Raw genomic sequence first — 26,265 nt, forward strand, 5'->3', positions numbered from 1 at the left:
GAACCAGCAAAGCTTCAGCCATGTTGAAGGAAGGCGAGCGCGCCGCTACGCTGTCGCCTCATGAGCGAAAGTACTACAGCGAGTAGTAATTCCGAGTCACCGACCGGCCGCGTCACCCGCCGCGCCCTGTTCGGCGCGAGCCTCGCCACCGCAGGAGCGGCCACAGTCGGCGCCGTCGCGGGCCGCGCGACAGCGCCGGACCCCGCACCTCCCTCCGCAATCGAACCCTTCCACGGACCGAGGCAAGCCGGTATCGCCACTCCCGCCCAGTCGCACGCGCTGTTCCTTTCGGTCGACGTCGCGCGACCGGATCGCGCCACGCTCCGCGACCTGCTCTCCGGATGGACCGCGACGGCCGCGGCCTTGACCGCCGGTGAGCCGGTCCCGGAACGCCCCGGCACCGCACCGGGTTTCAGCGCGCACACCGATTTCGCCACCGACCTCGACCCCGCCCGCCTGACGCTCACCTTCGGGCTCGGCCCTTCGCTCTTCGACGAACGCTTCGGCCTCGCCGCCCAACGCCCTCGCCACCTGCACACACTGCCCGAATTCCCCGGCGACGCACTGAATCCCGCGTGGAGCGGCGGCGACGTGCTGGTGCAGATCTGCGCCGACGACGCCCAGATCGTCAGCCACGCCTTCCGCGCACTCCGGGCGCGCATGCCCGGCCTCGGCCGCCTGCGCTGGACCCAACACGGCTTCCTCACCCGCCCCGCCGACGGCGGAACGCCGCGAAACATGTTCGGCCACAAAGATGGAACGGCCAACCCGCGATCCGGAACGGAGACGTTCGAGCGTGCCGTGTGGATCGACTCCCCCGACGAACCCGCATGGCTGCGCGGCGGCACATACCTGGTCTTCCGCAAGATCCGCATGAAAACGGCCGACTGGGACCAACTTCCGTTGGCCGAACAGGACGCCATCATCGGCCGCCGTCGCAGCGACGGAGCGCCCCTGCACGGAAGCCGCGAATTCGACCCCGTCGACCTCGAAGCACGCACCGCCACCGGCGAACTCGCCATCCCGGCCGCCGCGCACGTCCGTCTCGTCCACGACATCCCCATGCTCCGCCGCGGCTACAACTACGACTACGGCACCCTCGTCGCCAACGCGGGCGGCGCCACCGAGGAACCACACCCCCACGCACCCGGCACCCCGGAACACACCCACGGCGGCCACAACCAGCTCGACGCGGGCCTGCTCTTCGCGGCCTACATGAACAACCCTCCCGCGCAGTTCATCGCGGCCCAGCGGGCCCTCGCCGCGAGCGACCGCCTGAACCCGCTCATCCAGCACACCGGCAGCGCCTTCTTCGCAATCCCTCCGGGCATCCCGCACGGCGGGTCTATCGCAGACGATTTGTTGAGATGAGAGCCTCGGAGTACGGGTGAGTCGCCCCTGGTCGGAGCGCGGCAGCTTCAGCTCGGCAAATGTGACGTGTATCGTTAGCAACCTGACAACGCGATTGTGATGGGAGTCACGCTCCCCAGTGCCTGCCCTCAGCCGGTGCGCGCCGCATCGCGTCGGGGGACATCGGAGCCGCAACAACGGAGCCATCATGAGTTCACCGAATCGGTTCGACCAGCTCCAACACCGGGTCGCGGACATCGCGCCGGTCTTCCGCAAGCCACTCGACTCACCGTACGACATATCGAACGAGCTGTTCGAGGCCCTGCGCCACGTGCTGCACGACGTGGGCGGCCAACCGGACGTCCCGATCGAGTACAAGGAAAAAGTCGAAGAACCGTGGGAGATGAGCACCTACGTCACCTGCGAATGCCTCGGCTGGCGTGGAGTGTGGAACTCCGAGGAACGCAGGCGGGCCGAGAACGACCTCGGCGCGACCCTCTACTTCGGGCTGCCCTACTACGCGCGCTGGGCGACGGTCGCCGCGAAGGTCCTCATCAACAAGGGCTTGATCACCCCCGACGAACTGTCGGCCAAGTTGGACGAGGTGCGCGCCCGGCTGAAGGAGCGAGCATGACCCGCAAGTACCGCATCGGCGACCGCGTGACGGTCCGCGACGCCACCTCGATGTTCCACACCCGCACCCAGAGCTACACCCGCGGCCGCACCGGCGTCGTCGTCGAATACCGGCCGGAATGGATCATCCCGGAAGACGAGGCGTGGGGGCGCGACGACGGCCGCGTCGAGCCGTTCTACGTGGTGCGGTTCCGCCAGAAAGATCTGTGGCCCAAATACACCGGCTTCGACGCCGACACCCTGGAGACGGAGGTCTCCGAGCGCTGGCTCGAGCCCGCAGAGGAGGAAGGTTCGCAGTGAGTCATACCCACGACCACGGGGCGCACGCGCCGATCCAGGCGAGCGAGGAGATCAGCGAGTTCGAGGTGCTGGAAACGGCGATTCGCGAACTCGCCATCGAGAAGGGCCTCTTCTCGCAGGAAGACCATCGGCGATTCTCCGAATGGGCCGAGGCGGTCGGACCGCACGGCGGATCGAAACTGGTCGCGAAGGCGTGGCTGGACCCGGACTTCAAGGCGCGACTGCTCGCCGACGGCACCGAGACCTGCAAAGAGATCGGCATCGACTGGCGCGACCCCACCGGTTCCGGCACGCCGAGCGACTACACCTACTTCTACGTCCTGGAGAACACCCCCGAAGTGCACAACGTCATCGTGTGCACCCTGTGCTCGTGCTACCCGCGCCCCGTGCTCGGCATGTCTCCCGACTGGTACCGAACCCCCAATTACCGTCGCCGCCTTGTCCGTTGGCCGCGCGAGGTACTCGCCGAATTCGGCCTGCACTTCCCGCCCGAGGTCGAGGTCCGAGTCCACGACTCGAACCAGAAATCCCGCTTCATGGTCATGCCGATGCGTCCCGAGGGCACCGAGGGCTGGACCGAGGAACAGCTCGCGGCCATCGTCACCCGCGACACGATGATCGGCGTCGCGCTGCCCCAGGTCGACTGGACCGCCCAGAAACCACCGAACCACGTCGAGGACGCCATGCGAGGGGAGGCGCACCCATGACGAGCGCACCCTACAACGTCCTGCTGGACACCCTCTCCCCCGGATCCTCTCGCGAGTCCAGCCTCCCCGAACTCGACCGCAAGCCCGACCCGTGGGAGTCGAGCATGCAGGCGACCTGCGAATGCCTCTCCTGGCGTGGAGCTTTCGACAACCTCGAACGCAGGCACGCCGAAGACGCGCTCGGCGAAACGATCTACCACGATTTCCCCGTGCGCGCCCGGTCTGCCGTGATCACGGCCCACACGTTGATGGACCGCGGAGTCATCAGCCCCGAAGAACTCAGGGCCCGAATGGATGTCATCCGCGAGCGATTCCACCAGGAGTAGCGCGAGGTTTGTCCACAAGGAAACGGCTCATGCTCTCCTGAGCGTGAGCCGCCTACGGATTGCGGTAGGGCTACCAGACTTCAGCGGTGCCGGAACAGGTGACCGTTTGGGGGACGAATCCGCTGTTGACGACCGTGAAGTCGGTGCGGATCGTGCCTGCGCCCGTGTACGGACTGAAGTACAGGGTGCTGCCATTGCCGATCACGAACCCGACAGAGCCGCCTTGCGTTTCCGAACCCGAAGCGCCGGTCGACAGGTTGGTCCAGTTGAGCGTGACCTGCGTTCCGTACCCACCCCAGACGCTCCCACCCGCGTGGATCGTGAAGTAGGCACGCCCCGGCGAGTTGTACTGCCCCACAACGACCTGACCGGAGTACGGGAAGTCGACGATGTTGGGACTGATGCCCCTGCACGTGGTGACGATCCCGCCTTCGGCGGCGGACGCCGTTCCAGCCCCCGACAACGCGGCCGCCGTCAACGCGGCAGCAGCCACCGCCACCCGCGCGAGCTTCCCCAACTTTCCAGACCTCTTTTGCGACAACATATCCCGGTCATCGGTTGATGGGACGACCGACGTTACAGACATGCGCCGCCGCGGGATTCAGGTGGAGGAGGAACTCTGGTCATCGATACCGGCTGACCTCGGCGGGTGATCTCGGCTACGACGCCGTAAGACCTTCGGACTGCATGTTGTGGAGCGGATCACCGGAACCCTTTCCGAGTGGTAGCTCGCCGTACCCCTTGGTAGGTTTCGGCTTGTTCGCGCAGCGTGGCGCGTCACGCTCAGTCTTCGACTCGCGGAACCTTCCACCGATCCACAGTTTGTGCGCCTCTTCCCTCGTGGAAGTAGGCGGGAATCGTCATACCCACCTGCAGCCGGTTTCGCGGTCGTTCTCGACGACGAAACCGGCGGCGGCACTGATGGAGCTTTCATGACACGCACCATCGCGCCGGCTTTGGAACGTGCGCGAGATATACCCGACGCCGTAGTGCGGAGTCGTGGTTTGTTGACGGGATACTTCGCCGGACTCGGCGTTGTGATGGCCATCTGGGGAACCAGGATTCCGGCCATCCAGGAGTCCGCCGGGCTGGACACCGCGGGGCTGGCCGCGGTCCTGCTCGCCGCCGCGGTCGGCATGGTCGCCGGCCTTCAGATAGGTGGTCGGCTCGCCGAACCCGCCCGACTTTCCCAGCTGTTGACCTGCGGCGCACTAGGTCTCGGGGTAAGCCTCGCATTGCTCGGCGCCTGCCGAAATCCGATCGCGCTCGCCGCTGCGGCGCTGCTTTTCGGCGCCACGCACGGCGTGCTGGACGTCGCGGCGAACGGCGCGGCGGTTCGGTGCCAGCAGGCATACGGTCGCCCGATCATGTCGGGCCTCCATGCGGCCTACAGTCTCGGCGCGCTGGGTGGAGCAGTGCTCGCCGCTGTCACCGCACATGATTCGCACACGTACGTCTTCGGCGTCACCGCGGGGGTGGCGATCGTGGCCACGGTCGCGGTGGCACCGGCTACCCGCTGCATCGGATCGCCTGCCGCGGACCTCGATTCGGTGGAGACCGTGGCGCGGGAACGTTTGCCCGCGCTGTCCCGATCCCGGCTCTGGCTGTTGGGCTTGCTGGCCGCCGCGTGCCTGCTGGGCGAAGGCGCTGCGGCCGATTGGTCGGCAGTCCATCTCAGCGGGTTGAACGCGTCCCCCGCGATCAGTGCCGCGGCGTACGCCGGATACAGCGCGGCCATGGCAGGCGGCCGTCTCGTCGGTGACCGACTCATCGCATCCTTCGGCGCGCCGAAAGTAGTTCGGACGGGCGCGATTCTGGCCTCCATCGGACTCATCGCGGGCCTGTCGGTGACCGACGTGCCGTTCGCGTTGGCAGGCTGGGCCGCTTTCGGTCTCGGCCTGTCCGTCACGATTCCCTCCCTGTTCACCGCGGCCGGAGCAGGTGGTCCTCGCGCGGTCGCCGCCGTGGCCGTGACCGGCTACCTCGGTCTCCTCGCGGGCCCGGCGCTCATCGGCGCCCTGGCCACCGCGACCACCTTGCCCGCCGCCCTCATGCTGCCCGCCCTGCTCGCCGCAGGCGTGGCTGTCCTGTCCTCTCGAGCCCTGGAGAACCGGTGGTAACCGCACTATCTCACCAGCCCGCGGAACTCGACGCGGTCATCTTCGACTACAACGGCGTCATCGGCCTGCAGCCCACCATTCCCATGTGGAGCAGGCTCGCCGAGCTCGCCGGATGGCACGCAGACCAGCTCGGACTCTTCCAGAACGCTTTCTGGAGCGCCCGCGAACCCTACGATTCCGGCGATTTCGACGACACGGACTTCTGGACCGCAGTGCTCGGCCATCGCCCGGACCCGGAATTCCTCACCCAGTTGCGTGCCGTCGACACCGCGATGTGGACTCAGACCGACGACCGCGTCATCGCGCTCCTCCACCAAGCCCGGCGGGCGGATATCCCGATGGTGTTGCTCTCCAACGCACCCCATCCGGTCGGTGACGCTCTCGACGCCTCCGAATGGCGCACCCTGATGACCGACGCCCTCTACTCGGCCCGGCTGGGCATGAACAAACCCCACCCCGACACCTACCGAAACGCACTCGCCGCGACCGGAGTTCGCGATCCCGGCCGCGTCCTGTTCATCGACGACCGTGCCGACAACTGCCGAGCCGCCGCGAGCCTGGGCCTGCGCACTCTCCACTACACCGGCTCCCCCGGCGATATCGAAACTCACCTCCGCCTCGCCACCGTCGCCGCGTAGGTCCTCCGGGGTCGGCGCAACACCGCCGCCGACCGGTGGTGAACACGAGGCCGACCAGACGCTCGGCTGGGATATCCCAGCCGAGCGTTTTGCATGGGCGACCGTCGATGCCCTGGATGTGATGAGCCCGATGGGCGCGGCATGGGTGTGTGGGCCCACAAGCGAAGTTCCGGCGCGCGTCACCGAGGACGGCGTGGATATAGAGATCCGGGGACCGCGACGCTGAAGAGATGAGCCCATGAGCGGAGTTCCGGCGCACAATGCCGAAGAGGGCGGGGGTTGCGAGTCCCCGGGCGGGAACGCGCTCGGGGAGGGTGCACCTGGGAGGGGGTCCGGGGGCGAAGCCCGCCGGGTGGGGCGTGGGGGCTTCGCCCCCACAAAACACGCGGAACCAACCAAAAAGGCGAGCGCTCTCCGCGAGCACTCGCCTCTATTGGTGGAGCTAAGGGGAATCGAACCCCTGACCTTCTCGATGCGAGAACTCATGACTACGGCTGACAACTGTTAGCTACCGACCAAACGGCGGTAGCACGCCCTACCAGGCAATTCAGCGACTTTCGACTACTTATCACGACCGAACACACATTCGAACCACGGGCACGCTAGTTGGATTTGTTGGGACTTAGTTGGATGCGTTTGCAGCTTCTCATCGGCGTGTCGAATGTGCGACACACCGCGAATGTTCAGCGTGAGCTATCGATCGGCAACAGTCCGAGTGGCAAGCCCCGAAGGGGCGCGGCAGCATTCCAAAGCTCACACGGCTCGGAACAGAACAACAATTCCGAGTTGACCGAGGCCGGTGAGTCGCCGAGCGCTGGGCCAGGTCCGCGCCCCTGGGGCCGCCCGCGCCCGGGCGCCAGCCCACAGTGGGGCCAAGGCCGAAACCCCAGGCGGACAAACAAGATGGAGAGAGCAGGCAGCAAGGCGTGAAGAATTCCCGCACACCTGTCGGGGGGTCGTGGAACACTCGTCCGGGTGACCACACCTCACACGACAGAGCAAGACCTGAATGTGCCGGATCGCTTCGAGGGGCTGCGAGAGGCGGGGACTGAAGCTCTTAAGATCATCATTGTTCCGGTCCAGTCAGCGCCTCGCAGCGGCGAGGATAGGCGAGTTCACACGGGCGCGGAGATCCGGCCCGCAGCTGAGACTCCGGTTACGTAGGTGCTTCAGAACCTTGAGAACTCAACATTTAAGAGTCGAATTACCGTAGGTCAGAACACCTTTCGCTATCCGGGAGGATCGCAAGGCGCTAGCATGATTGGTCGAGGTCAACGGCGGTCATATATTGTCCGTTGAGTCGCTATCCACGATAGGGGGTTCGTCCATGTCCACGACGGCCGGTGACGGCGGTTCAGAGCTCTGGGTAGTCCCGACCGAGGTTTCCGACGCGGGGAAGTTCGTTCAAGCAGTGTCAGAGACGTTGGTGAGCGGTTTGCATTCGGTGGATGCGGACGTGGATCGGCTATTGGAGTCATGGCAGGGCGGGCGGGCGCAGTCGTATCGCGAGGGGTGGGATGAGACTAAGCAGGGGGCACTGAAAGTGCTTGCGTCACTGGCGACGATGGCGAAAACGTTGGGTGTGACCAGCGCTGCCTATGTCGAAACTGATTCGAATAACGCGCTGCGGACCAGTTCGTTGGATCTTCCCTGATCGCCGGAACATGGTGACGCTACGCGTGATTCGTGAATTATCGAGAGGGCAAGCCGATGGACGGCTATAGGGTTAATCTTGATGAGCTGGAACAGATTACGGCCCGGATGCAGGGATTCTCGGGATTCCTCACCGAATCGTTACAGGGTCTGCAGCAGCGCATGGCCGCGCTGCATCAGACATGGTCGGGGGAAGCCGCTACCGCGCAGAGCGAAGCGTTTACCCAGTGGATGACCGCTGCCGGTGAGGTCGCTGAGGGGATTGCGGCAATGCGTGATGCCTCCGCGGATGCGCGTACAAGCTATATCGATGCGGTGGAAACGAACTTGCGGACGTTGGGGTTACGGTAAAAATTCGTGGCACCGAGCGATAAAGAAGTTGTAGTTACTCCGAAAACGTTCTACGACGCTGGCACTGATTGCATTAATGCCGCAGGCGCGTTTGATGCTTTTTTCACCCTTGCGATGGGAGGCCTGATCGAATGCGAGACGATGGGTGGCAGCTTCGCTGCGGCCAAAGATTGGTCTCGATCATACGATGACCGGGCCAGTGAATTAACCAACCTCGCTGCTGATTTAGTTACCGCGTTGGCGAATTACAGTGACATTGTCACCAACCTGGGTTATGTTCACGCCCTGGCCGACAACAACCCAAATAACGATGACCCTCCGAAAGCGCTCCCGTTACTCAAAGGTGTCGCGAAGACTTCACCCCCTTCAGCGGGTGGTCCTGGGCAAGGATTGGTCGACAAACTTGCAATCGGGTTGATTGAACAGCTCGGGGTTTCGGTCCCAGATGGCAATACCGATCGGCTCGACCTGGCACGCAGAATATGGGAAACGATGGCCACCGACGAGGTGATCGTTACCAATATCGCCAAGCTGCAAAAGTTACCCGGCACGTTCGACGGCCAGAAGTCCGACGATATCACCGCAGTTCTGGAGGACTTGAAGCAACTCCACAACGCTGCCGTTGATTTGCAACATGCGTGCGGTGAACTCGCCAGTTCGTGCGGTGACCACCGTGCCGCATTGATAGACCTTCGGGATAGGATCACCAAGGCGCTAGAAGATGCCGCGAAGGATGCCGGCGTAACGATCGTATGTGAAGTGGGAGCCGTCGGGCTGACTTTGCTAGGCAGACCGGACGCTGCTGCAGCATTGACCGGTGACAGGGCCAAGAAGCTGGCTGAAGGTATCGGCGGGATCGTCATCGAATGGACCAATACGAAGGGTATTGCGTCGGGCGTCAAGAAGACCCGAGACCTCGGACCTGCACGTACCAATCTTCAACGTATCAAAGAGCTCAAGAGGAAGACCAGCGCAGCGAACCCGACCAACGGCCTTGGCTCCCAATGGAGTAAGGTTACGGGGCCTGTTCCGAGCAGTATCTCTATCACCGAGCTCAGGAAGATTCATATCCTCGACGGAGACGGGAGCGACGACGTTAACAGCGGAGGGCATGCGCCTGGGACAGGCATACCAGGTAAGACCGAATTCCCGGACAATAAGACTTGGACGGACGACCACATTATCAATAGCATTCAAGATGTTGCTAAGAATCCCGATCAGGTTCCTGTTCTTCAGAAGCACGGAACTTGGTTGGTCACTGGTACGCGGGATGGTGTTGTCATAGAGGTCGTCGTCGACACGTCGGGCAACATCATCACGGGCTATCCGGTCAGTGGTCCGGGCGTGTATAAGAACGACGCAAATGGCAACCCGATCAAATAGAACTTAGGTGACACTGATGGATTCTGATGATAGGCCCAGCACTCGGCGCAAAAGGCGACAGTTCACTCCGGAGCAGAAGGCTAAATTAGCCAAGCTGAACAACGATTCCCGGGAACTTCTAGAACGGTTCTCGGACCGCCTTCGGCCCGAAGCGCTAGCTCAGTACCGGACTTTCAGTGAGGTCGGCGAGTGGACGTTGTTGATCGATAACCTTTGCGCCACTCTGGTGAAAGATCAAATTTTGGTCAGCGCGGCCGAGCGTGATGCCTTAGCTGATCTCCTGCCATTGTTTGGAAACCCTAAAGAAAATTCCTCCATGTTTTATATAGAGAGTTATGAGCGGGTGCTTGCGGAGTTGAATGTGGGCCACGAATAGAGCTGGATGGCGAAAGCCGCTGATTCGAGGGTGAGCAGGTGGGCGCGACCGGGCAGGATGAGGTCATGGACGCGGACAAGGCCAAGCAACTGCACGAGACCTGGGAAGCGATGAAGCGCAAGCTCGACGAGACAATGGACACCCACGGCCAGGAGCTCACCGAGGCGCTGCACCGGCTTGACGGCGACGACAAGCTGGTCAATGACCTTCGGATGAGATGGGCCGAGTCCACGGTGCGGATGCACAGCCTCGCCGACCACGTGGTCTTCGCCGGCCTGCCCCCGCTCCATTTTGGGTCCAGCGCCTCGAATCCATGCGCGTTGAAGTCGTGAATCACTTGCCGCACATAAGCTTCCGAGACCTGCATCAACTTCGCGATCGCCCCGACCGGTTGATGCTGGGCCGAGGCCATCACCACCACCGCCCGCCGCATCCGCACCGGCACCTTGCTACGCCGGGCGATCTGGGCCAGCTTGCGACCCTCCTCCGGAGTCACCGCTCTGCCGAACACATCCGGCTTGCGAGCCACCGGCATCACCTCCACCGGCAGCATCGCCGGTCAAGGCCTCCGGTTCAACCCGCCACCCCGGCGACTACCGCATCAACCTTCCCGGACAAGGCACTAGTGTGTCGCGCCTGAAATGCGTTGAAGATATTTAGCGAGTGATTCGAGGATCTCCTCCGCGGTCTTGCGCCAGACGAATGGTTTCGGGTCGGCGTTCCACTGCTCGATCCAGGCTGTGATGTCTTTGTCCAGTGCCGCCACGCTTTTGTGGACTCCGCGCCGCAGGAGTTGGTCGGTGAGGAACCCGAACCAGCGCTCGACCTGGTTGAGCCAGGACGAGCCGGTCGGGGTGAAATGCATGTGGAATCGAGGATGGCGGGCCAGCCAGGCGTTGATCGTCGGTGTCTTGTGGGTAGACAAGTTGTCGCAGACCAGGTGCACGTCCAGTTCCGCGGGCACGGCCTTGTCGATCGCGATGAGGAATTTCTTGAACTCGGTCGCGCGGCGGCGGGAGTACAGCTTGGAGATCACGGCTCCGTCGGCGATGTCGAACGCCGCGAACAGGCTGGTCACGCCGTGGCGGACGTAGTCGTGGGAGTATCGCTCGGGCATGCCGGGCATCATCGGCAGCACCGGTTGGGAGCGGTCCAGTGCCTGGATCCCCGACTTCTCGTCCACGCACAACATGACCGCCTTCTCCGGCGGATTGTGATACAGCCCGACCACATCGACGACCTTGTCCACGAACAACGGATCGGTCGAGAGTTTGAAGCCGTCGGCCACATGCGGTTTCAGCTCGAACTTGCCCCAGATCCGTCCAATCATCGATGGCGACAAGCCACTTCGTTTGGCCATCGAGGTCCGCGACCAATGCGTCGCGCCCACCGGCTTCTGTTCCAGGGTCATCGTGAGGACTTCTTCGACCTTGTCCAGCAGGATCGACGGGGGTCGTCCCGGACGCGGCTCGTCGGACAACCCCTCGAGACGTTTCTGCGCGAAACGCCTCCGCCACTTACCCACCGTCTGGGCCGTGATACCCAACTCGGCTGCCACATCCTGATTGGATTTCCCTGCCGCGCAACCCAAGACGATCCGGCAGCGCTCCGTGAGCGCCTGCGACGACTTGGATCGACGCGCTGCGGTTCCCCTGAAGTAGTGGACATCTGAGATAGCGGGACCGATGGTCCCTGGAAGGATGTTCGCTATGCCTCGTCCGCGTCGATCGTATTCGCCTGAATATCGGGTGGAAGCGGCGCATCGAGTGATCGATTCCGGCCGACCGGTGCGGGAGATCGCCCGTGAGCTGGACGTGCACGAGAACCTGCTGCACAAGTGGGTGCGCGAAGAACGCCGCCGTATGGCCGCGGCTGGCCTGAGCGGTGGTCGGGCTCCGGATGGCGGTGGTGGCCAGCCACTTTCGGCCGATGAGCGTGCGGAATTGGTGCGGCTGCGGGCCAAGGTCGCCGAGCAGGCCAAGGACATCGTGTTCCTGGAAAAAGGTGTGCCACGAACACGGGAGGCCGCATGAGGTAGGTCAGGTGGTCGATCGTGGTGCTGTGCGAATGATGAAGGGGTAGTGGCCCTTCGGAGCCGCCCGTCGGGTGGGAGGCTTCAAACCGCCTCATGCTGCGTTGGCTGAAGACCGTCGTGGTGAACGATGAGGAAAAGGCGCTCCGTCGAGGGCGTCAGGTGGGGATCAGGAAGACGAACGCGAGTGAATCGCTGACGACGTGTCGAAATGGAAACAGGTGGCATCGAAACCGGGGCGTATTTTTGGCGCCGGGATGAGTCTGGCGGGTGTCCCGATTTCTGGCCAGGCGGTGTCCGGCATGGAGGCGACGTGAGCCTGGTCTGCGGCTTTCGCATGGAACGTGGGAAGGCATGTCCCGATACGGATGTCGCTTCGGCGGGGTCGGGAGGGAGCGCGCCGGGCAGCGGAAACTGTGAGGCGTTGAGTACCGATGCGGGAGATGCCGGCGGACCGGCTCGTAGTAGTGGTGAAGCGCCTGTAATGGGTGTGGAGCGAAGGGGCCGGACCATTCGGGTTGGTGAAGCAGTCGACCGGCGCAGGCCGGGAGGAGCTGGATGAGTCAATCAAGGTCGTCGATGAAGCCGTTCGAGATTTCGAAATGGGCTGTGCAAGAAGCGTTTGACAGAGTGCGGGCCAACAAGGGAGCTGCCGGGGTCGACGGGCAGTCGGTCGAGGAGTTCGAGGCCGACCTGAGGAACAACCTCTATAAGGTGTGGAATCGGATGTCGTCGGGGACGTATTTTCCTCCGCCCGTGCGGGCGGTGGAGATCCCGAAAACCGGTGGCGGAGTTCGTGTTCTGGGCGTGCCGACGGTCGCGGACAGGGTCGCGCAAACGGTGGTGGCCATGGAGTTGGAAAAGCGGGTGGAGCCGATGTTCCATCCGGACTCCTATGGGTATAGACCGAATCGTTCGGCGCTGGACGCGGTCGGAGTATGCCGAGGGCGGTGCTGGGGGTCCGGTGGCTGGGTCTTGGACCTGGACATCCGGAAGTTCTTCGACACCGTGGATCACGAATTGATGGTCAAGGCGGTCCGGGCCAACACCGACCAGGACTGGGTGGTGTTGTATGTGCGGCGGTGGCTTTCGGCCCCGCTGCAACGCCCGGACGGGGCACTGGAAACACGAGATCGTGGGACCCCGCAGGGTTCGGCGGTGTCGCCGGTTCTGGCGAACCTGTTCCTGCATTACGCGTTCGACGCGTGGATGGCCCGGAGGTTTCCGGGCATCATGTTCGAACGGTATGTGGACGACGTCGTCGTGCACTGTGCCAGCGAGAAGCAGGCGCTGATGTTGAAGGCCGCGATCGGGGAACGTCTCACCGAGGTCGGGCTGGAGCTGCATCCGGAGAAGACGAAAGTCGTGTACTGCAAGGACTATGAGCGCAGCGGCTCGTATGAGCACACATCGTTCACGTTCCTGGGGTATGAATTCCGGGCGCGGACGGCGCGGGACAGGCACGGACGGTTGTTCAACGCGTTCCTGCCCGCAATCAGCCGCGACGCGGAGAAACGGATCAACCGCGAGGTCCGCAGTTGGCACGTGCATCGGCATACGGATTGGACGCTGGGCCGGTTGGCCCGATGGATCAATCCGATCGTGCGGGGCTGGTTGCAGTATTACGGCCGGTTCTACCGGTCGAAACTGTATGCGCTGTGCAAACGCATCAACACCTACCTGGTGCGGTGGGCTCGCAAGAAGTATCGGCGGTTGCACGGGTTCAAGAAGGTCAACGCCTGGTGGAAAGCATTGGGGGACAGGTATCCCCGGTTGTTCGCCCACTGGGCGTATACCCGTGGGTTCATGGCGACTGGATGGTAAGAGCCGTGTAACGGGAGACTGTCAAGCACGGTTCTGTGAGGGCCTGGGGGTGAGATTCCCCCGGGCTACTCGACCCTCGGCGTACTTTGCGGCACGGCATCCAAAGTGAGCAGGTTCGAGCTCATGGCGGCAGAGTGCGCCGGTCTCGACGTGACTCGGATGGCCGAACTGCTCGGCGTCTCGACCTCAGGCTACTACCGGTTCCTGCAGGTCCGTGCCAGCGCGGAGCCGTCGGCACGGCTGCAGCGCCGCCGGGATCTGGAGGTGAAAATCCTTGCCCACCACCGTGCCTCCGACGGCACCTACGGATCGCCCCGGATCACCACCGACCTGCTCGCCGAAGGCGAACGGGTATCGAAGAACACCGTGGCCGCGATCATGGCCGAACTCGGGATCGAGGGCATCAGCCCACGCTCGTTCAAGACCACCACCATCGCCGATCCAGCAGCATCGTTCCCGCCGGATCTGGTCGGGCGTCGCTTCGACCGTGGCCGCCCCGACCTGGTCTGGTCCTCGGATATCACCTACCTGAGCTGCGGTGAGGGCGAGATGTTCCTATGCGCGATCCGCGACGAACATTCCCGGCGCGTACTGGGTTGGGCAGTCGCCGACCATATGCGCGCCGAGTTGGTCGTGCACGCCGTGGACCGGGCCGTGTTCGTCCGTGGTGGCCGCTGCCGCGGCACGATTCTGCACTCGGACAGGGGCAGCCAATACACCGCTGCCGTCACCGCCGAAGCCTGCGCCCGCCACGGCTTGCTCCGCTCGGCAGGAGCCACCGGGATTTGCTGGGACAACGCTGGCGCGGAATCGCTGTGGTCGACATTCAAGCACGAATGCTACTACCGGCACGCCTACGCCACCAAGGCGGAACTGGTTGCTGCAGTTGACAATTGGATGCACTTCTACAATCATCGGCGGCGACACTCGGCGATCGGAATGCGCTCACCAATCGACTACGAGCAGTCCCTCAAAACTACCCCCGAAGCAAGCTAACCCTGTCCACTTTTTCGGGGGAACCCCACGCCCACCGCTGCAACGTCTCACGCTCATCGCCGGTCAACACGATCTCGGCCACCGGACGCCCACCGCGATCACGATCACCCAGCCCCGCCAGACCCTCAGCAGCGAACTGCCCACGCCATCTCGCCGCCGACCCCGTCGAGACACCGACAAGCCGCGCGGCACCCGCATCCGACATACCCTCAGCACAGGCCAGCACGATCCGAGCCCGTTGCGCCTCACGCCGATCCGGCGATTCCGCCATGCGCGCAAGCTCAACACGCTCAGGATCGGACACAACGATCTCAACAGCGGAAGGCCCACGATGCGACACACAAACAGGCTAACAACTTAGAGTGTGCATTTCAGGCGCGACACACTAGACGGCCTAACTGCATCCCGTTGGATAGGCGCATGACCCTCCTCCTGGTGCTGGGCCAGGGTGCGCCGACCGAAGCGGAGCGGAGGGAGGGGCGACCCTGGGCGGCGCGCGTAGCGCGCCGCTCTTGACTCTGTAGAGAGAAATTCGGCAAGTTCTGATCTGTTGGGTTACCGGTTATCTCTTCCTTCTTTTTCCTACTGATTCCCGGGGGTTCCCAACTTCTCTCACTCGCTCCCAACAGAGCCTTCAAGCTTGCGGCACAACACATTCCGCGAATCAGACCATTGGTTGCCATGCCTGTCGCGACGCGCCGGAACGGCCCAGCCCTGGGACCCAGGGAACCAGTGAGGTGGTGGCCGAATCCGGCGCGGTTGGTCGTCGCTCAGTCGCTTGGCCTAGAGGTCAGGTGCGCCGGGGTTGCGGCCGTGTATGCGTTCGTGGCGTGCGCGTTCGTCGCGTTCGCGGGCTTCGCGTTCGTTGCGCTCGCGTCGAGCGCGGTCGGCAGGTGTGATGGTTGGTGCGGTCGCGGTCGGGCATTGGTTGGGGGGCCGCTGAGGTTGAGCACGTGGGTGACTTCCGGAGTCAGCCCGAGGGCGCCAGGGCCTGCTATGCGCTTCCCTCTGGTTCCCGTCCCAGCCCTCGTTGGCGTTGGCGTTCCTGTTCGCGCTGCCGCTCCTTGGCGATGTCGTAGTGCAACCGCGCCTGACTCACCTCGTGCCCCGGCACAGGCCGTGGCGTCTCCCCCGGCTGCGGCCTCCCCAGCTCCAGGATCTGCGCCACCTCGCGCGGCAGGGGGCTACGTTCGACGCGATCGCGGACCTGCTCACGCTGACGCTCGATCTCTTCACGCCGCTGCTGAGCCTTCGCCGCATCTTGCGCAGCAGCGCCAAGCGCGTCGATATCGCGCACCATGTCCAGCCGCGGAGTCTCACGCCCCTGCTTGAGAATGGGCTCCATCGCCTCTATCTGCTTCGCGCCAAGTCCAGCCTTCTCCAGCGCCTCGCGCGCTTGGGCAGCCTCCATAGCCCGCACGGCTTCGAGCTGCTGAGTAATGCCCTCGTGCGACTTCTTCAGATCCTGCGCGGGAACGAGCTGCCCCTGCTCCCGCGCTTCGGCCAATCGCCGGTTCTGATCGGCAACGGCACGTGAGAGCCGTTCCTTGGCTGCCTGGAGCCGCGTTGCGCGCTCCCGCTCTTTCCGCTGCCGCGCCTCCTCGCTGCGCCGGGAACGGTCCCGCTGCTGTTCCTCGGTGCGAACCAGGGATACGGTGGGCGACTCACGCTGCTTGACCAGCGACACGGCGGGTGCTTGCCGCTGTCGGGCCGCGTGCTCGCGCGCCTTGTCACGGACCCCGTCCAATTCGAGCTGCTTACCAGGCTCCCTTTGCAGTCCCAAGGCCCAGATTTGGCGAGCGACCGACCGGGGGATGACTTGGTGTTCGAAACGGTTCGGGAAGTCCCGAGCCATTTCGTTTATCAACTGCTGCGCCTCTCGCGCTATAGGCTCGCCTTCGACTGTGCGTATCGTGTGGTGATCTATGATGCCGTTTTCGAGGAGTATTCGGTCATTGCGTAGTTCTTTGAGGTCGTTGGGGGCCTCGCACTCCGCCTGATTTGTCTTCGACGCTTCGGATTCGCCCATCTTTTACTTGCGCTTTGTCGAAACGACGTTTCTCTTCTCGCCCTGGAACGGGTACCGAAACCTGCTTCGTGTAGCCATTTTCGCGATCGCGGAAAAATACCTCGGCGCCATTCTCGAATATTCTTCCACGGTCGTTCGGGCCGAATCCGATTCGGTCATTATCGTAGTCGTCTGGCATGAGTGACCCAGCCCCCGAACATGTGCGATCACATCAGTTACGGCAAGCCGCGGGTCAGCTGCCACGCTTCCTCGGGAGGAAACGGCATTCCTCCTGGTATTCACCCATCATGTCGACCATCACAGTGAACATGCGCCCGTCCCGTTCCAGCCGATTTTCGAACATCAAGTCGAACAATTGCCACACTGTGTGATCCGTCGACCCCTCGAAACCGTAAATAAGTGCAGGATTCACGTCGTCGTACAGAGAGCGCTCCCGGCCGACGGGGCTGTCGTACCATTCGGCTCCGGCGTACTTGGCGAAACACTCGCCGAGGAAACACGCAAACGCATCGGCCATATCCGGGTTCGCTTTCACCGCGTCCCAGTCGGGGAACAACTCCGCCACAGCATCGTCCGCCGATTGCTGCTCCGTGATGATCTGCGGCGAGTCGCTATAGCTCCACAGCTCGTCCGGGATGCTCCGAATGCCTGCGTAGGACATGAACTTTCGTGCTTGAGCTTCCCGGCGAGATGGATCGACCCATTTCGCCCACGCAGATTCTTCGATGTTCACACCGAGATCCATGCTCAGCTGCTCGTCGCCCATGCCCATGCTCTCCTTTGGTCGGTCGCCGTTCTCGGGTGGAACCCATCCGGCTTGGTCCCACTGTGTACGTCGGGGGCTTCCGGCCTCGATCCACGCTATTTGTATCTTGTCGGCGCGCACCCACACCGACAGCCACTCGGTCCCGCTGCGTTCCTCGGCGGCGGCTTCGAGGAAGGTCCGGACGTGGATGTCGAGGTTGGTGAACGGGAATCGCACCACCGGGCAGAAGCCCATCCCGGTCTCGTCGTGATGGGGGCAGTTGATCCAGGTTCCATCGAAGCTGCGTCGGAACACCTCACCGAGGAAAACCTCGAAGCGTTCGGCCACCGCACGATTCTCCGGCGCGCGTACCGCCGCGCGGTCCGGGAACTGCTCTAACGCAGCCTCTTCGGCGAGAACCAACGCCGCTGCCGAATGCATGTAGCCGGAAAGGTCGCCGGAAAAGAAGCGAAGTGTTCGGCTCAGGAAGCGATCCAACTGGTCATCGACGCTGTCCAGCCACGCCACCCAACGCGGGTCCCGCTGATCCTTGACGAACTGCTGGAAGTCCTCCTCGTCGAACTCGCCGGACACCGCGGCCATGACCACCCCTCTCCGTCCGAACATGCCAGCGCCGCAAACTCCAGGCTCCACGAAGCGCCGTACACAGGGTAGGGGCGGCAACCCTGCGACGGGGCGCAACACGAGCCGACCACCCCGGCCCTTGGCACTGTCGTAGGCGAGTTTCATGGTGTGTGGGCTTCCAGCCGGGGGAATGGTCCGTGCGGGTGTCACCAGGGCACAGGCCAGAGCGACCGCGTTTTGGATGCTGGTACTGGGGAAGTGCTCGACGCTGGGAGCGACGATGACGGTTGCGGCGTGCTGGTGTGCAGTCCACACGATCAACGTGGTCGGCATGTAGGTGTCGGCGTCGATGATCACCGTGTGCGCCAGCCGGTACCCGCGCGCGTGGCTCAGGTCGATGATCACTCGTTCGTCTCGTAACCAGGAGTCGCTGACGCTGCGGTTGAGCAGGCCGATGGCATTGATGGGCACGCGAGTCACGTCCTCGATTTCGGGGCTTCCAGCGGCCGGGCTGGCGGTGTGTGGATGGTGAGGCGCTGATAGGCGGCGCGACCGTCGTCGGTCAGCTCATAGACCGGTTCGGAGCGGCCCTCGCCTGTTGGACGGTGGACCTCGGTGCGGACGTGGCCCTTGGTGACCAGCCATTGCAGAGTCAGTGTGATCGGGCCGATGCGGGGCCCGCCCGCCAGCTCTCGAGCCGAACACGCCCGACCTGCTTGGGCCAGTGCGGTCAGTGCGGTGGCTTGGGCGCGGCTGAAGTCTTCCCGGCTCCGTTGCAGATATGTTGTTTCACTGCGCATTTCGTGTTCGTTGGATGCCTGTTGGCTGGCGCGGTTGGTCCCAGGCGTTACCTCTCCAGGTACAGGCGCTCGTTCGGAAGGCGCGGGAACTCGCGCTTGTCCAGGTCAACGGTCACCGCGTCGACGTAGTGGCGGGCCTGGTGCTCCTGAACGAAGATCAACGCAGCCGTCAGGCAGGCAACGAAGTCCATCCGCTGCCCGTGCAGGAACACACTCAGGTGCACATCGGGTTCGGTGGGCGATGGCGACCCGTCCGGGGTCGGCGCGGTGGTGCTCATAGCGCGGGCTGTCGGATCGGGGCCAGGCAGGCGTGCACCGCGTACAGCACCGCACGCCCGGAGGGACGGAACACCGAATGCGCGGCGGTGATCCACACCCGATGCTCCGAACCTTGATCAGCCGGTGACGGTAGCGCGACGTGATCGCCGTTGCCCAAGACCGTGATTCGGCGAAGACGGAACAACGCTGCCTCGGCAGCGATCATCGTGGCCGGAATGTCCGAGCGCACGAGGAAAGTCCATGTGTGGGAGCGCGGATGGGTCACGATCGGCCCACCACCTTGTTTGTGACGCTCGAGGTGGACCTTGACCATCTGCCCCAACTCCGCAGGCATCGCTACCGCCCACACCATGCCCGCGGTGAAACCGATACGGCCGGTGTCCGGTTGGAGCACAGCGGGCAGATGGCACACGCTGCGGTAGTAGCCCACCCGCGAACGCGGCGTATCGGCCACCGGGGCAGGCGAGTCGGTACGCGGCGCAGTCGGCGGGGCAACCGACTCATCCCAACCCAACTCCTCGGACAAACCCATTGATGCAACCCCTCCCTGCTGGGCCAACGCGTGCTGAGTAGCACCCGCCGCCGGGGATGAAGGAGAACCCCCATCCACCCGACGGCGGGGCTGAAAAAGACGCTAGATGTGCACGTTTTGGGTTTGGAGCCGTTCGGCGTCTACAAGCGTCTACAGCGGATCAATGCCCGTTAGGCTGGTCTTGTGGACGAGAGCGGGGAATCGGACGCCATCACCGGTATCCGGCTTCGCGCTGCACGAGAGGCGGCGGGGCTCAGCCTGTCCGCACTGGCGGCGCGCACGCACTACAGCAAGGCGCTGCTCGGGTTGCTGGAGACCGGGCAGCGTCAGGTCAGGCCGGAGCACGTGACCGCCTACGCCGATGCCCTGGGTATCGGCTCGGCGCTGTTCGTTGAATCGGCTGACGGTGAGCGGGCAGCAACGGAATGGATTCAGCGGGTCGCGGCATCGGACCTGGGCGGGGACACCTTGGACCGCTTGGAGTTGGCGGTGGACGACCTAGCGGCGGGATACCCGACAACTCCGCCGGACGAACTGCTCATGCGCATCCGTCAACATCTCGGCTACGCCGGACGCCTGATGGACAGCCGGAAAACGCTGGCGCAGCACCGCCGGTTGCTGGTCTCGGTCGGCTGGCTGTCGCTATTGGCCAGCACGTGCCATATCGACCTGGGCGAAACCTCCGCCGCAGCGGCGCGGGGACACCTGGCGTGGAAGCTGGCGGACGAAGCGGGACACCGCGAGATCGCGGCATGGTGCCTGGAAACGCGGGCGTGGCAGCAATTGACCGACGGCAAGTTCGCAGCGGCGGCAGAACTGTCGCGTGCCGCGTATTCCCTTGCCCCGGAGGACAGTTCGGCATTCATCCAAGCCACCGCCCAGGAGGGTCGCGCGCTGGCACGGCTCGGGGACAGCAAGGGCACGTACGGGGCGCTGCGTCGTGTGGCCCGGCTGGTGGCCGGACTGAGCACGCCCAACCGGCCGGAGCACCATTTCCGATACGACCCAGCGAAATCGGACGCCTATGTGGCCACCACGCTGGCCTGGCTCGGTGATCCGGCAGCCGAGTCCTACGCCCGGCACGTTCTCGCTGATCTGGCAGGCGCTGAGTCGGTGCGCCCGCGCCGGATCGCTACGGCGAACCTGGACCTGGGCCTGGCTCTGGTCGCAGCCGACAAGCCGGACGAAGCGGCACATGTCGCGCTGGCAGCCGTGGAGTCCGGGCGCCTGGTGCCGTCGAACTACTGGCGCGTGTCCGAAGTGGTCTCGGAGATAGAGGGCCGAGGCGCACCGGACGCGGCCATCGTGCGCGAAGCTTTCCGCGACACCTACCCCGTGCAGCCCTAGAAGAAAGCCCTCGTTTTAGTAAATTGAGAGCTTTCCTTTCTCGCATGTCAAGCGTGAGACCCATTTTAGGCGAGCTATTGCAATCCGCTATCAAAAAATGTGTCGTAGGTCCAGCGGATATTTCGTGGTTTTTCTTGACCGTGTGGCACCTGGCGGGATGATGGAGACAGCGAGAAGTACTCGACGGGCCGGGTAGGAGAGAAAGGATGTGCGCGCCTGTGTCTGTCTCTCGGGTGTGGGTTGGTCGATGCAGCCGTATGGCGCTCCCGGCCCGCACTGGTGTAGGTGGTTCCGTATCGCTGAGTGAGTCGCGGTACGTGGTCGCGGGTAAGGCCGCAAACTCCCTGGTCAAGCGTGGCCCAGGTCTGCCGCCATGGATGGTTCCACAGCTGGTGGGTGGAACGGTCTGGCTGACCCCCACAAATTGTGTGGGTTGGGTGGCGGCACGCTGGACGTTTTCCGTGTCAAGATGGAGAAAATTGGAAGGAGATTGATTCATCGAATGATAACTACGGCTGCTAGCCGTCACTGATTCGCGGCTGTCCCCCCGCGCTAACGAGGGGACAGCCTGAACGAAACCAACTCCGATAGGCATGCGGGCTGCAACCCTGCCGTTCGGAGTCCCTCTTTCATTCGTGTGCAGAAACGAGGTCTCTGCCATGTCCAGAGTAGTCCATGCACCCAATTGGGGTGACTTCTCGGAGCGTGAAATTCACCGGGTCCCGTTGCGCGTGGCTGGTGTCGGAGTTGGCGTGGTGCGGGCGTGGCGGGGTGTGGTCGGGGGGCGTGATCCGCCTGTTCGCGCTGGTGGTGTCCGTGGGTCCGGTGCGTGGTGCCGTGCCCGAACTCCCCCGCCCTGGTGCGGGATTCATCTAACAACAACCAGATACGTCACAGATTGGATGGTGGCCGCCATGGCCGAGGACAACCTAATCGACACTCGCAAGAACCTTCGATTCGCTGTGGAGTTCGCGGACTTCTTCCGGGACGGGCTGTACCAGATGGGGCCTGTGAATCCTGATCTGGTGTACACCGGTGATCCGAACAGGCCCGGTCCGCAGAAGCGCGACGAGCTGACCGGGGCTCTGGTGTGGAAAGCCACCGTGAGCGATCCGGCCGTGCGCAAGGCGCGGCGTGCGAGCTATGAGGTTCTGCTGCTGTCGGAGACCGAACCGGTACCCACAACCGCGGAGATCGGCCCGAACCTGCGGCCGATCGAACTGGTGGGCGTCACCGTCCAACCGCGCATCGCTGGCCAGGGCGAATACAAGTACCTGGACTACACGGTGCGCGCGACGGGCTACGCGACTGCGCCGGGTGGCGGTAACCGGTCGGCGAGTGGAGCGGGCGCGGGTAAGACCCCGGCCTGATTCTGACTCGCGGTCCTGAATTCGGCGGGTCGGCTCGGACGCAACCGGGCCGACCCGCCCCCGCGCGGCCGTCATATCGGACTGTGCGGCAACAACATTCGCAACAAGATAGTTGGAGTTGATAGACGTGGTTCGTTCCGCGGAGTACGAAAAGCCACAACCCCGCCCGCCCACGATCATGGATGATCTGGGGCAAGGGCTGATGCTGCTGCTGGAAGCGATGGTGATGGGGTTGGCCCACCTGTTGTGGTGGGCGCTGCTGTTCCCGATGATCTCGCTACCGATCGCAGCCGCAGGCGTGGGGTGGTGGTTGCTGGGCTGGCCGATCGGTGCCAGCGCGGCGGCGCTGTCACTGGCTGGGTGGGGGATGTGGTGGGCGTGGTGGCCGGGCTCGTGGCGGCGCTGGGTGTGGAGGCGGATGCGCACGCGGTATCTGTCGTGGAAGCGCTATAAGCGGCGGTGGAAGACGCTGACCGCGATACACGGGCTGACCAAGATCCTCGACAACGGTGTTCAAACCCCGGTCCTGGTCAAGGTCGGTATCGGTGACACCGCTGATGAGTTGTTGGTCAAGCTGGTGGGTGGTCAGACGGTGCAGATGTGGGCCAAGCAGTCCGATGCGTTGCGCCACGCCTTCGGCGCGGTCGGGGTGCGGGTCCGTCACGCGGAATCGGGGTTCGTGCGGCTACAGGTGATCCACACCGACCGGCTTACCGAACCGATTCCACTGCCTCGGATGGAGGCGAAAACCGTTGACCTGGAAGCACTCACCATCGGCATGACCGAACTCGGGGAACCCTGGAAGATACGGCTACTCGGTAACCAACTGCTCGTCGCGGGAAAGATGGGCTCGGGCAAGGGATCGGTGATCTGGTCGCTGATCGCGGCCCTGGGTCCCGCGATCCGGGACGGGCGGGTAGTGCTGTGGGTCATCGACCCCAAGGGGGGAATGGAGATGGGCGCAGCCCGAGAGTGGTTCGCGCGCTTCGCCTACGACAACGGCCCGCAGGCGCTCGCGCTGTTGCGTGATGCGGCGGCACTGGTGCAACAGCGGGGCCAGATCTACATGACCAAAGCCGAACGCAAGATCACACCCACCGTGGCCGAACCACTCGTTGTGGTGATCATCGATGAGGCCGCGAGCCTGACCGCCTACTACTCCGATCGCAAGATCAGAGACGAGATTCTGCGGCACATGGGTACCGTGCTCACCCAATCACGCGCGGTGGCGGTGCCGATGGTCGGCAGTCTCCAGGACCCGTCGAAGGACGTGCTCGAGCTTCGCCAGCTCTACCCGTACCGGGTGGGTTTGCGCATGAGTGAGCCGACACAGCCGAACATGCTGTTCGGACCGAGTGGGCGCGATCGGGGGGCGCTGTGCGATGAAATCCCCGAAAGCACTCCCGGTGTGGCCTACGTCGAGCACGAAACCTCGGTGGAGATCACCAGGGTTCGCGCCTACTGGGTCACCGATGACGACATCGAATGGATCATGCGCACCTACCCGCCCTTACCGCGCCACCCTGACGGCACACCACGGCTCGACACCGACACCGACCACTCGTAGCTCCGTAACCAGGGAAACGATCACCGCGAAGAACGCACGATAGCCTAGTATTGCCGCGCCAGGTGACCAGCAACATCACTGCGAGCGGCACATATGCAGCGCGGATAGCGCATTCACAGTCTTTCCGATTCAGCGCGGGTAGCGCTCGTGACCGTCGTACCGGCGGCGGCACCTCATCTTTGAAACCTGCTCCGGTAGTTCGCATTTCACGTTTCACGCGGCACCGGTCCGACCGCGCTTGCTCGGCGTTGTCGGCCTGGTGCCGCGTGTGGGACTACGAGACAGGTGATCTCATGACAACCACTGTCTTCGACGACGCGCCACGAGTAACGGATGAGGATGGGAATCCATCCGGGCGCGGTCCGTCGTTCCTCGACATCGCGATAGCAGCGGCCGACCGGCACGGGGTGTGTGTGCGGCCGATCGTGCTCGAACAAACCGACGCCGTGACCGGACGGGTTACCTACGTTCCGGTGCCGTGTGGGGCCACGCGGGAATCCCAGTGCGGGCCGTGCGCGCGTAAGGCCAAAGCACTTCGGCAAGCTCAATGCCGGGAAGGCTGGCACCTGACAAGCGAGCCCACCAAGCCGCGCCCGCGGCCCACCTTCGACCAAGAGGGCCTGATCGGTTACCGCGCCGATCTGCTCGCCCTGCTGGGCGAAGCACGCGAACAGCAGCACGCCGCCGACATCGCCGAGCTGGAGGCCGAAATCGTCTGGGCCGATAGGCAACTGACCGCGCTGGGGATGCGGGGGAATCCGCCGGCATCGGCCGGTGAGGATGTAGCCGGCCGAGATAGCGAGGAGAGTTCGGCAACCGAGAAACGGCGTCGCTCGACACGTCGACGGCAGGACGCGCCGGACCTGCCCCGCAATCCGGTCTCCGATCGCACCATCGGACGCGAGTTCGGCGGTCACTACTCCTCGATGTTCGTCACCCTCACCATGCCCAGCTACGGCAAGGTTCACAGCGACGGCAGCGCCCGCAACCCGCAGAGCTACGACTACCAGCGCGCGGCATGGGATGCGATCACCTGCGCCCGGTTGTTCTCCCGCTGGATTCAGAACCTTCGGCGCGTGGTCGGCTGGAACGTCCAGTACTTCGCCGTGGTTGAACCCCAGAAGCGCGGCGCACCGCACATCCACATGGCATTGCGCGGGGCCATCTCCCGCGCGGTGATCCGCCAAGTCAACGAAGCCACCTACCACCAAGTGTGGTGGCCGCAACTGGGCGAGATGCACTATCCCAGTGCGGTCGTGCCGGTGTGGGACCCGCGCCGCGAAACCTTCATCGACCCCAATAGCAAAGCGGCACTGACCACCTGGGAAGACGCCCTAGACGGAATCGAACCGACCGACGAACCCGCGCACAAAGCGGCGTTCGGGCCACGCATCGACATCCAAGGCATCGCCGCAGGCACCAAAGCCGCCAGCGAGGCAATCGGCTACCTGTGCAAGTACCTCACCAAATCGGTCACCGAGGTCCTCCACGCCCGCACCGCACGCCAGCACGACCACTACGACCGACTACACGCCGCACTGTGCCGCACCCCCTGTAGTCCGCGGTGCGCTATCTGGCTGCTCTACGGCATCACCCCCAAGGGCGCCACCGCCAAAACCGTGCCAGGAGTATGCAAGGCACGCGCACATCGGCGCGAAACCCTCGCCCTGCCAGGCAACCGGGTGCTGACCTCCGAGCAATGGACAGGCAAGACCCTCGGAGACCACAAAGCCGACCGGATGGAATTCGTCCGAAACCGCCTGGCCGCCGTCGGCATCGAGAAACCCGCCACCGATCCGCGCCGCTACACCTGGGCCACCATCGCCCCCGGCGCACGCATCCCGTCACGGGCGAAGCTGCTCATGACCGCCATCGCCGAACGCATCACCTGGCGAGCCGAATACGACCGGGCCATGCTCGCTGCCGATCCACCACCACCGGACGAGGACGGTTGTTCGGCAACACCGACGTGTGCCACACCCCCAGTTCAGCAAATATATAGCAACGATAATGGTGTTGACCGGACAGGAGCTCCCGATGTCTGCTGAGCACGAGCACACCGTGCCGTTTCGCCGGTGGGCAACCACCAAAGATGCTGCCGCACACATCTGCGTGAACCCGGAAGTGCTTCGGCGCTGGAACCGCAATCGCGACAAGTACCCGTGGCTACCGAGACCCAAGCGGGTCGGGAAGGATTTCCGTTGGGATCTGAACGCGCTGGACGCGGCCCTGGAGGGTCGCGAGGAACCGTGAGCCAGCCAGCAAGGGGGCGGGCGTGAAACGAGGCAGACCCGCCCGTCCCATCGGTGTCCCTGGCGCCCC

28 protein-coding genes and 1 tRNA gene are annotated in these 26,265 nt (G+C 63.9%); 19 read left to right on the forward strand and 10 right to left on the reverse strand.

Features of this window, described 5'->3' with window-relative positions; genetic code table 11:
- Positions 1 to 60: 60 nt before the first annotated feature.
- The 5 genes from AC3ERS_RS07675 (at position 61) to AC3ERS_RS07695 (ending at position 3,316) form a co-directional block, all read left to right on the forward strand.
- The gene (locus tag AC3ERS_RS07675; RefSeq protein WP_431964935.1) at positions 61 to 1,371 is read left to right on the forward strand and encodes a Dyp-type peroxidase; all 1,311 of its coding nucleotides are present in this window, start codon (positions 61 to 63) and stop codon (positions 1,369 to 1,371) included.
- A gap of 187 nt (positions 1,372 to 1,558) precedes the next feature.
- Positions 1,559 to 1,984, forward strand: a complete 426-nt coding sequence (locus tag AC3ERS_RS07680; RefSeq protein WP_431964937.1) for a hypothetical protein — start codon at positions 1,559 to 1,561, stop codon at positions 1,982 to 1,984.
- The gene (locus tag AC3ERS_RS07685; protein WP_357401260.1) at positions 1,981 to 2,283 is read left to right on the forward strand and encodes an SH3-like domain-containing protein; all 303 of its coding nucleotides are present in this window, start codon (positions 1,981 to 1,983) and stop codon (positions 2,281 to 2,283) included. Before AC3ERS_RS07680 ends, AC3ERS_RS07685 begins: the two co-directional genes overlap by 4 nt.
- Complete coding sequence (gene scnC, locus AC3ERS_RS07690) at positions 2,280 to 2,990, forward strand: thiocyanate hydrolase subunit gamma (RefSeq protein ID WP_431964940.1); 711 nt, start codon at positions 2,280 to 2,282, stop codon at positions 2,988 to 2,990. The genes AC3ERS_RS07685 and scnC overlap by 4 nt, the downstream gene beginning before the upstream one ends.
- Entirely contained in the window at positions 2,987 to 3,316 is a 330-nt protein-coding gene (locus AC3ERS_RS07695) for a ScnB (protein WP_431964942.1), read from the forward strand. The genes scnC and AC3ERS_RS07695 overlap by 4 nt, the downstream gene beginning before the upstream one ends.
- A gap of 70 nt (positions 3,317 to 3,386) precedes the next feature.
- Here the strand turns inward: AC3ERS_RS07695 and AC3ERS_RS07700 are convergent, their stop codons facing one another.
- Positions 3,387 to 3,833, reverse strand: coding sequence for a hypothetical protein (locus AC3ERS_RS07700; protein WP_431964944.1), 447 nt, complete (start codon positions 3,831 to 3,833; stop codon positions 3,387 to 3,389).
- 415 nt (positions 3,834 to 4,248) lie between these two features.
- Here AC3ERS_RS07700 and AC3ERS_RS07705 point away from each other — a divergent pair, with 415 nt between their 5' ends.
- Both AC3ERS_RS07705 and AC3ERS_RS07710 read left to right on the forward strand, forming a co-directional pair.
- The gene (locus AC3ERS_RS07705; protein ID WP_431964946.1) at positions 4,249 to 5,436 is read left to right on the forward strand and encodes an MFS transporter; all 1,188 of its coding nucleotides are present in this window, start codon (positions 4,249 to 4,251) and stop codon (positions 5,434 to 5,436) included.
- Complete coding sequence (locus tag AC3ERS_RS07710) at positions 5,430 to 6,074, forward strand: HAD family hydrolase (RefSeq protein WP_431964948.1); 645 nt, start codon at positions 5,430 to 5,432, stop codon at positions 6,072 to 6,074. Before AC3ERS_RS07705 ends, AC3ERS_RS07710 begins: the two co-directional genes overlap by 7 nt.
- A 434-nt stretch (positions 6,075 to 6,508) precedes the next feature.
- Here the strand turns inward: AC3ERS_RS07710 and AC3ERS_RS07715 are convergent.
- Positions 6,509 to 6,586: transfer RNA gene (locus tag AC3ERS_RS07715), tRNA-OTHER, on the reverse strand.
- A gap of 815 nt (positions 6,587 to 7,401) precedes the next feature.
- On the opposite strand from AC3ERS_RS07715, the gene AC3ERS_RS07720 reads away from it, so the two are divergent.
- From AC3ERS_RS07720 to AC3ERS_RS07735, 4 genes are read left to right on the forward strand one after another with little or no spacing between them, the layout of a single operon-like run.
- Positions 7,402 to 7,728, forward strand: a complete 327-nt coding sequence (locus AC3ERS_RS07720) for a WXG100 family type VII secretion target (protein ID WP_357789393.1) — start codon at positions 7,402 to 7,404, stop codon at positions 7,726 to 7,728.
- A gap of 32 nt (positions 7,729 to 7,760) precedes the next feature.
- A complete protein-coding gene (locus AC3ERS_RS07725) occupies positions 7,761 to 8,078 on the forward strand; it encodes a WXG100 family type VII secretion target (protein ID WP_357789395.1) in 318 nt (105 codons plus the stop codon).
- 6 nt (positions 8,079 to 8,084) lie between these two features.
- Positions 8,085 to 9,461, forward strand: a complete 1,377-nt coding sequence (locus AC3ERS_RS07730; RefSeq protein WP_143861409.1) for an EndoU domain-containing protein — start codon at positions 8,085 to 8,087, stop codon at positions 9,459 to 9,461.
- A 16-nt stretch (positions 9,462 to 9,477) separates the two neighbouring features.
- Entirely contained in the window at positions 9,478 to 9,837 is a 360-nt protein-coding gene (locus AC3ERS_RS07735; protein WP_143861410.1) for a MafI family immunity protein, read from the forward strand.
- Here AC3ERS_RS07735 and AC3ERS_RS07740 read toward each other — a convergent pair.
- Positions 9,761 to 10,390, reverse strand: a complete 630-nt coding sequence (locus AC3ERS_RS07740) for a helix-turn-helix domain-containing protein (protein WP_431964952.1) — start codon at positions 10,388 to 10,390, stop codon at positions 9,761 to 9,763. The genes AC3ERS_RS07735 and AC3ERS_RS07740 overlap by 77 nt on opposite strands.
- A gap of 69 nt (positions 10,391 to 10,459) precedes the next feature.
- The gene (locus AC3ERS_RS07745; RefSeq protein WP_431965389.1) at positions 10,460 to 11,524 is read right to left on the reverse strand and encodes an IS630 family transposase; all 1,065 of its coding nucleotides are present in this window, start codon (positions 11,522 to 11,524) and stop codon (positions 10,460 to 10,462) included.
- Positions 11,525 to 11,546: 22 nt separating this feature from the next.
- On the opposite strand from AC3ERS_RS07745, the gene AC3ERS_RS07750 reads away from it, so the two are divergent.
- The 3 genes from AC3ERS_RS07750 (at position 11,547) to AC3ERS_RS07760 (ending at position 14,689) form a co-directional block, all read left to right on the forward strand.
- Positions 11,547 to 11,870, forward strand: a complete 324-nt coding sequence (locus AC3ERS_RS07750; RefSeq protein ID WP_431964954.1) for a transposase — start codon at positions 11,547 to 11,549, stop codon at positions 11,868 to 11,870.
- A 578-nt stretch (positions 11,871 to 12,448) separates the two neighbouring features.
- Positions 12,449 to 13,693, forward strand: coding sequence for a group II intron reverse transcriptase/maturase (gene ltrA, locus AC3ERS_RS07755; protein ID WP_431964956.1), 1,245 nt, complete (start codon positions 12,449 to 12,451; stop codon positions 13,691 to 13,693).
- Positions 13,694 to 13,798: 105 nt separating this feature from the next.
- Positions 13,799 to 14,689, forward strand: a complete 891-nt coding sequence (locus tag AC3ERS_RS07760) for an IS3 family transposase (protein WP_431964958.1) — start codon at positions 13,799 to 13,801, stop codon at positions 14,687 to 14,689.
- Here the strand turns inward: AC3ERS_RS07760 and AC3ERS_RS07765 are convergent.
- The 6 genes from AC3ERS_RS07765 to AC3ERS_RS07790 all read right to left on the reverse strand — a co-directional run bounded on the left by AC3ERS_RS07765 (position 14,670) and on the right by AC3ERS_RS07790 (position 19,581).
- Positions 14,670 to 14,960, reverse strand: a complete 291-nt coding sequence (locus tag AC3ERS_RS07765; RefSeq protein WP_431965391.1) for a helix-turn-helix domain-containing protein — start codon at positions 14,958 to 14,960, stop codon at positions 14,670 to 14,672. The two genes, AC3ERS_RS07760 and AC3ERS_RS07765, sit on opposite strands and share 20 nt — an antisense overlap.
- 723 nt (positions 14,961 to 15,683) lie before the next feature.
- Positions 15,684 to 16,718 (reverse strand): hypothetical protein, encoded by a 1,035-nt coding sequence (locus AC3ERS_RS07770; protein ID WP_431964960.1) that lies wholly within the window; start codon positions 16,716 to 16,718, stop codon positions 15,684 to 15,686.
- Between the two features lie 232 nt (positions 16,719 to 16,950).
- Positions 16,951 to 18,519, reverse strand: a complete 1,569-nt coding sequence (locus AC3ERS_RS07775; RefSeq protein ID WP_431964962.1) for a hypothetical protein — start codon at positions 18,517 to 18,519, stop codon at positions 16,951 to 16,953.
- A 5-nt stretch (positions 18,520 to 18,524) separates the two neighbouring features.
- Positions 18,525 to 18,848, reverse strand: coding sequence for a hypothetical protein (locus AC3ERS_RS07780; protein ID WP_431964964.1), 324 nt, complete (start codon positions 18,846 to 18,848; stop codon positions 18,525 to 18,527).
- A 47-nt stretch (positions 18,849 to 18,895) separates the two neighbouring features.
- On the reverse strand, positions 18,896 to 19,126 hold the full coding sequence (locus AC3ERS_RS07785) for a hypothetical protein (RefSeq protein WP_253812577.1): 231 nt from the start codon (positions 19,124 to 19,126) through the stop codon (positions 18,896 to 18,898).
- Positions 19,123 to 19,581 (reverse strand): DNA-directed RNA polymerase subunit beta, encoded by a 459-nt coding sequence (locus tag AC3ERS_RS07790; RefSeq protein ID WP_431964967.1) that lies wholly within the window; start codon positions 19,579 to 19,581, stop codon positions 19,123 to 19,125. The genes AC3ERS_RS07785 and AC3ERS_RS07790 overlap by 4 nt, the downstream gene beginning before the upstream one ends.
- Before the next feature lie 261 nt (positions 19,582 to 19,842).
- Between AC3ERS_RS07790 and AC3ERS_RS07795 the strand changes: the two genes are divergently transcribed.
- From AC3ERS_RS07795 to AC3ERS_RS07815, 5 genes are all read left to right on the forward strand, one after another.
- A complete protein-coding gene (locus tag AC3ERS_RS07795) occupies positions 19,843 to 21,006 on the forward strand; it encodes a helix-turn-helix domain-containing protein (RefSeq protein WP_431964969.1) in 1,164 nt (387 codons plus the stop codon).
- A gap of 914 nt (positions 21,007 to 21,920) precedes the next feature.
- Positions 21,921 to 22,376 carry a hypothetical protein gene (locus AC3ERS_RS07800; protein WP_431964971.1) on the forward strand — a complete coding sequence of 152 codons (456 nt, stop codon included), beginning with the start codon at positions 21,921 to 21,923 and terminating at the stop codon, positions 22,374 to 22,376.
- 178 nt (positions 22,377 to 22,554) lie between these two features.
- Complete coding sequence (locus AC3ERS_RS07805; RefSeq protein ID WP_431964973.1) at positions 22,555 to 23,943, forward strand: FtsK/SpoIIIE domain-containing protein; 1,389 nt, start codon at positions 22,555 to 22,557, stop codon at positions 23,941 to 23,943.
- A 62-nt stretch (positions 23,944 to 24,005) separates the two neighbouring features.
- A complete protein-coding gene (locus AC3ERS_RS07810; protein ID WP_431964975.1) occupies positions 24,006 to 25,991 on the forward strand; it encodes a replication initiator in 1,986 nt (661 codons plus the stop codon).
- Positions 25,981 to 26,196 carry a hypothetical protein gene (locus AC3ERS_RS07815; protein ID WP_253787054.1) on the forward strand — a complete coding sequence of 72 codons (216 nt, stop codon included), beginning with the start codon at positions 25,981 to 25,983 and terminating at the stop codon, positions 26,194 to 26,196. Before AC3ERS_RS07810 ends, AC3ERS_RS07815 begins: the two co-directional genes overlap by 11 nt.
- Positions 26,197 to 26,265: the final 69 nt, after the last annotated feature.

The sequence above is a fragment of the Nocardia sp. bgisy134 genome (assembly GCF_057708325.1).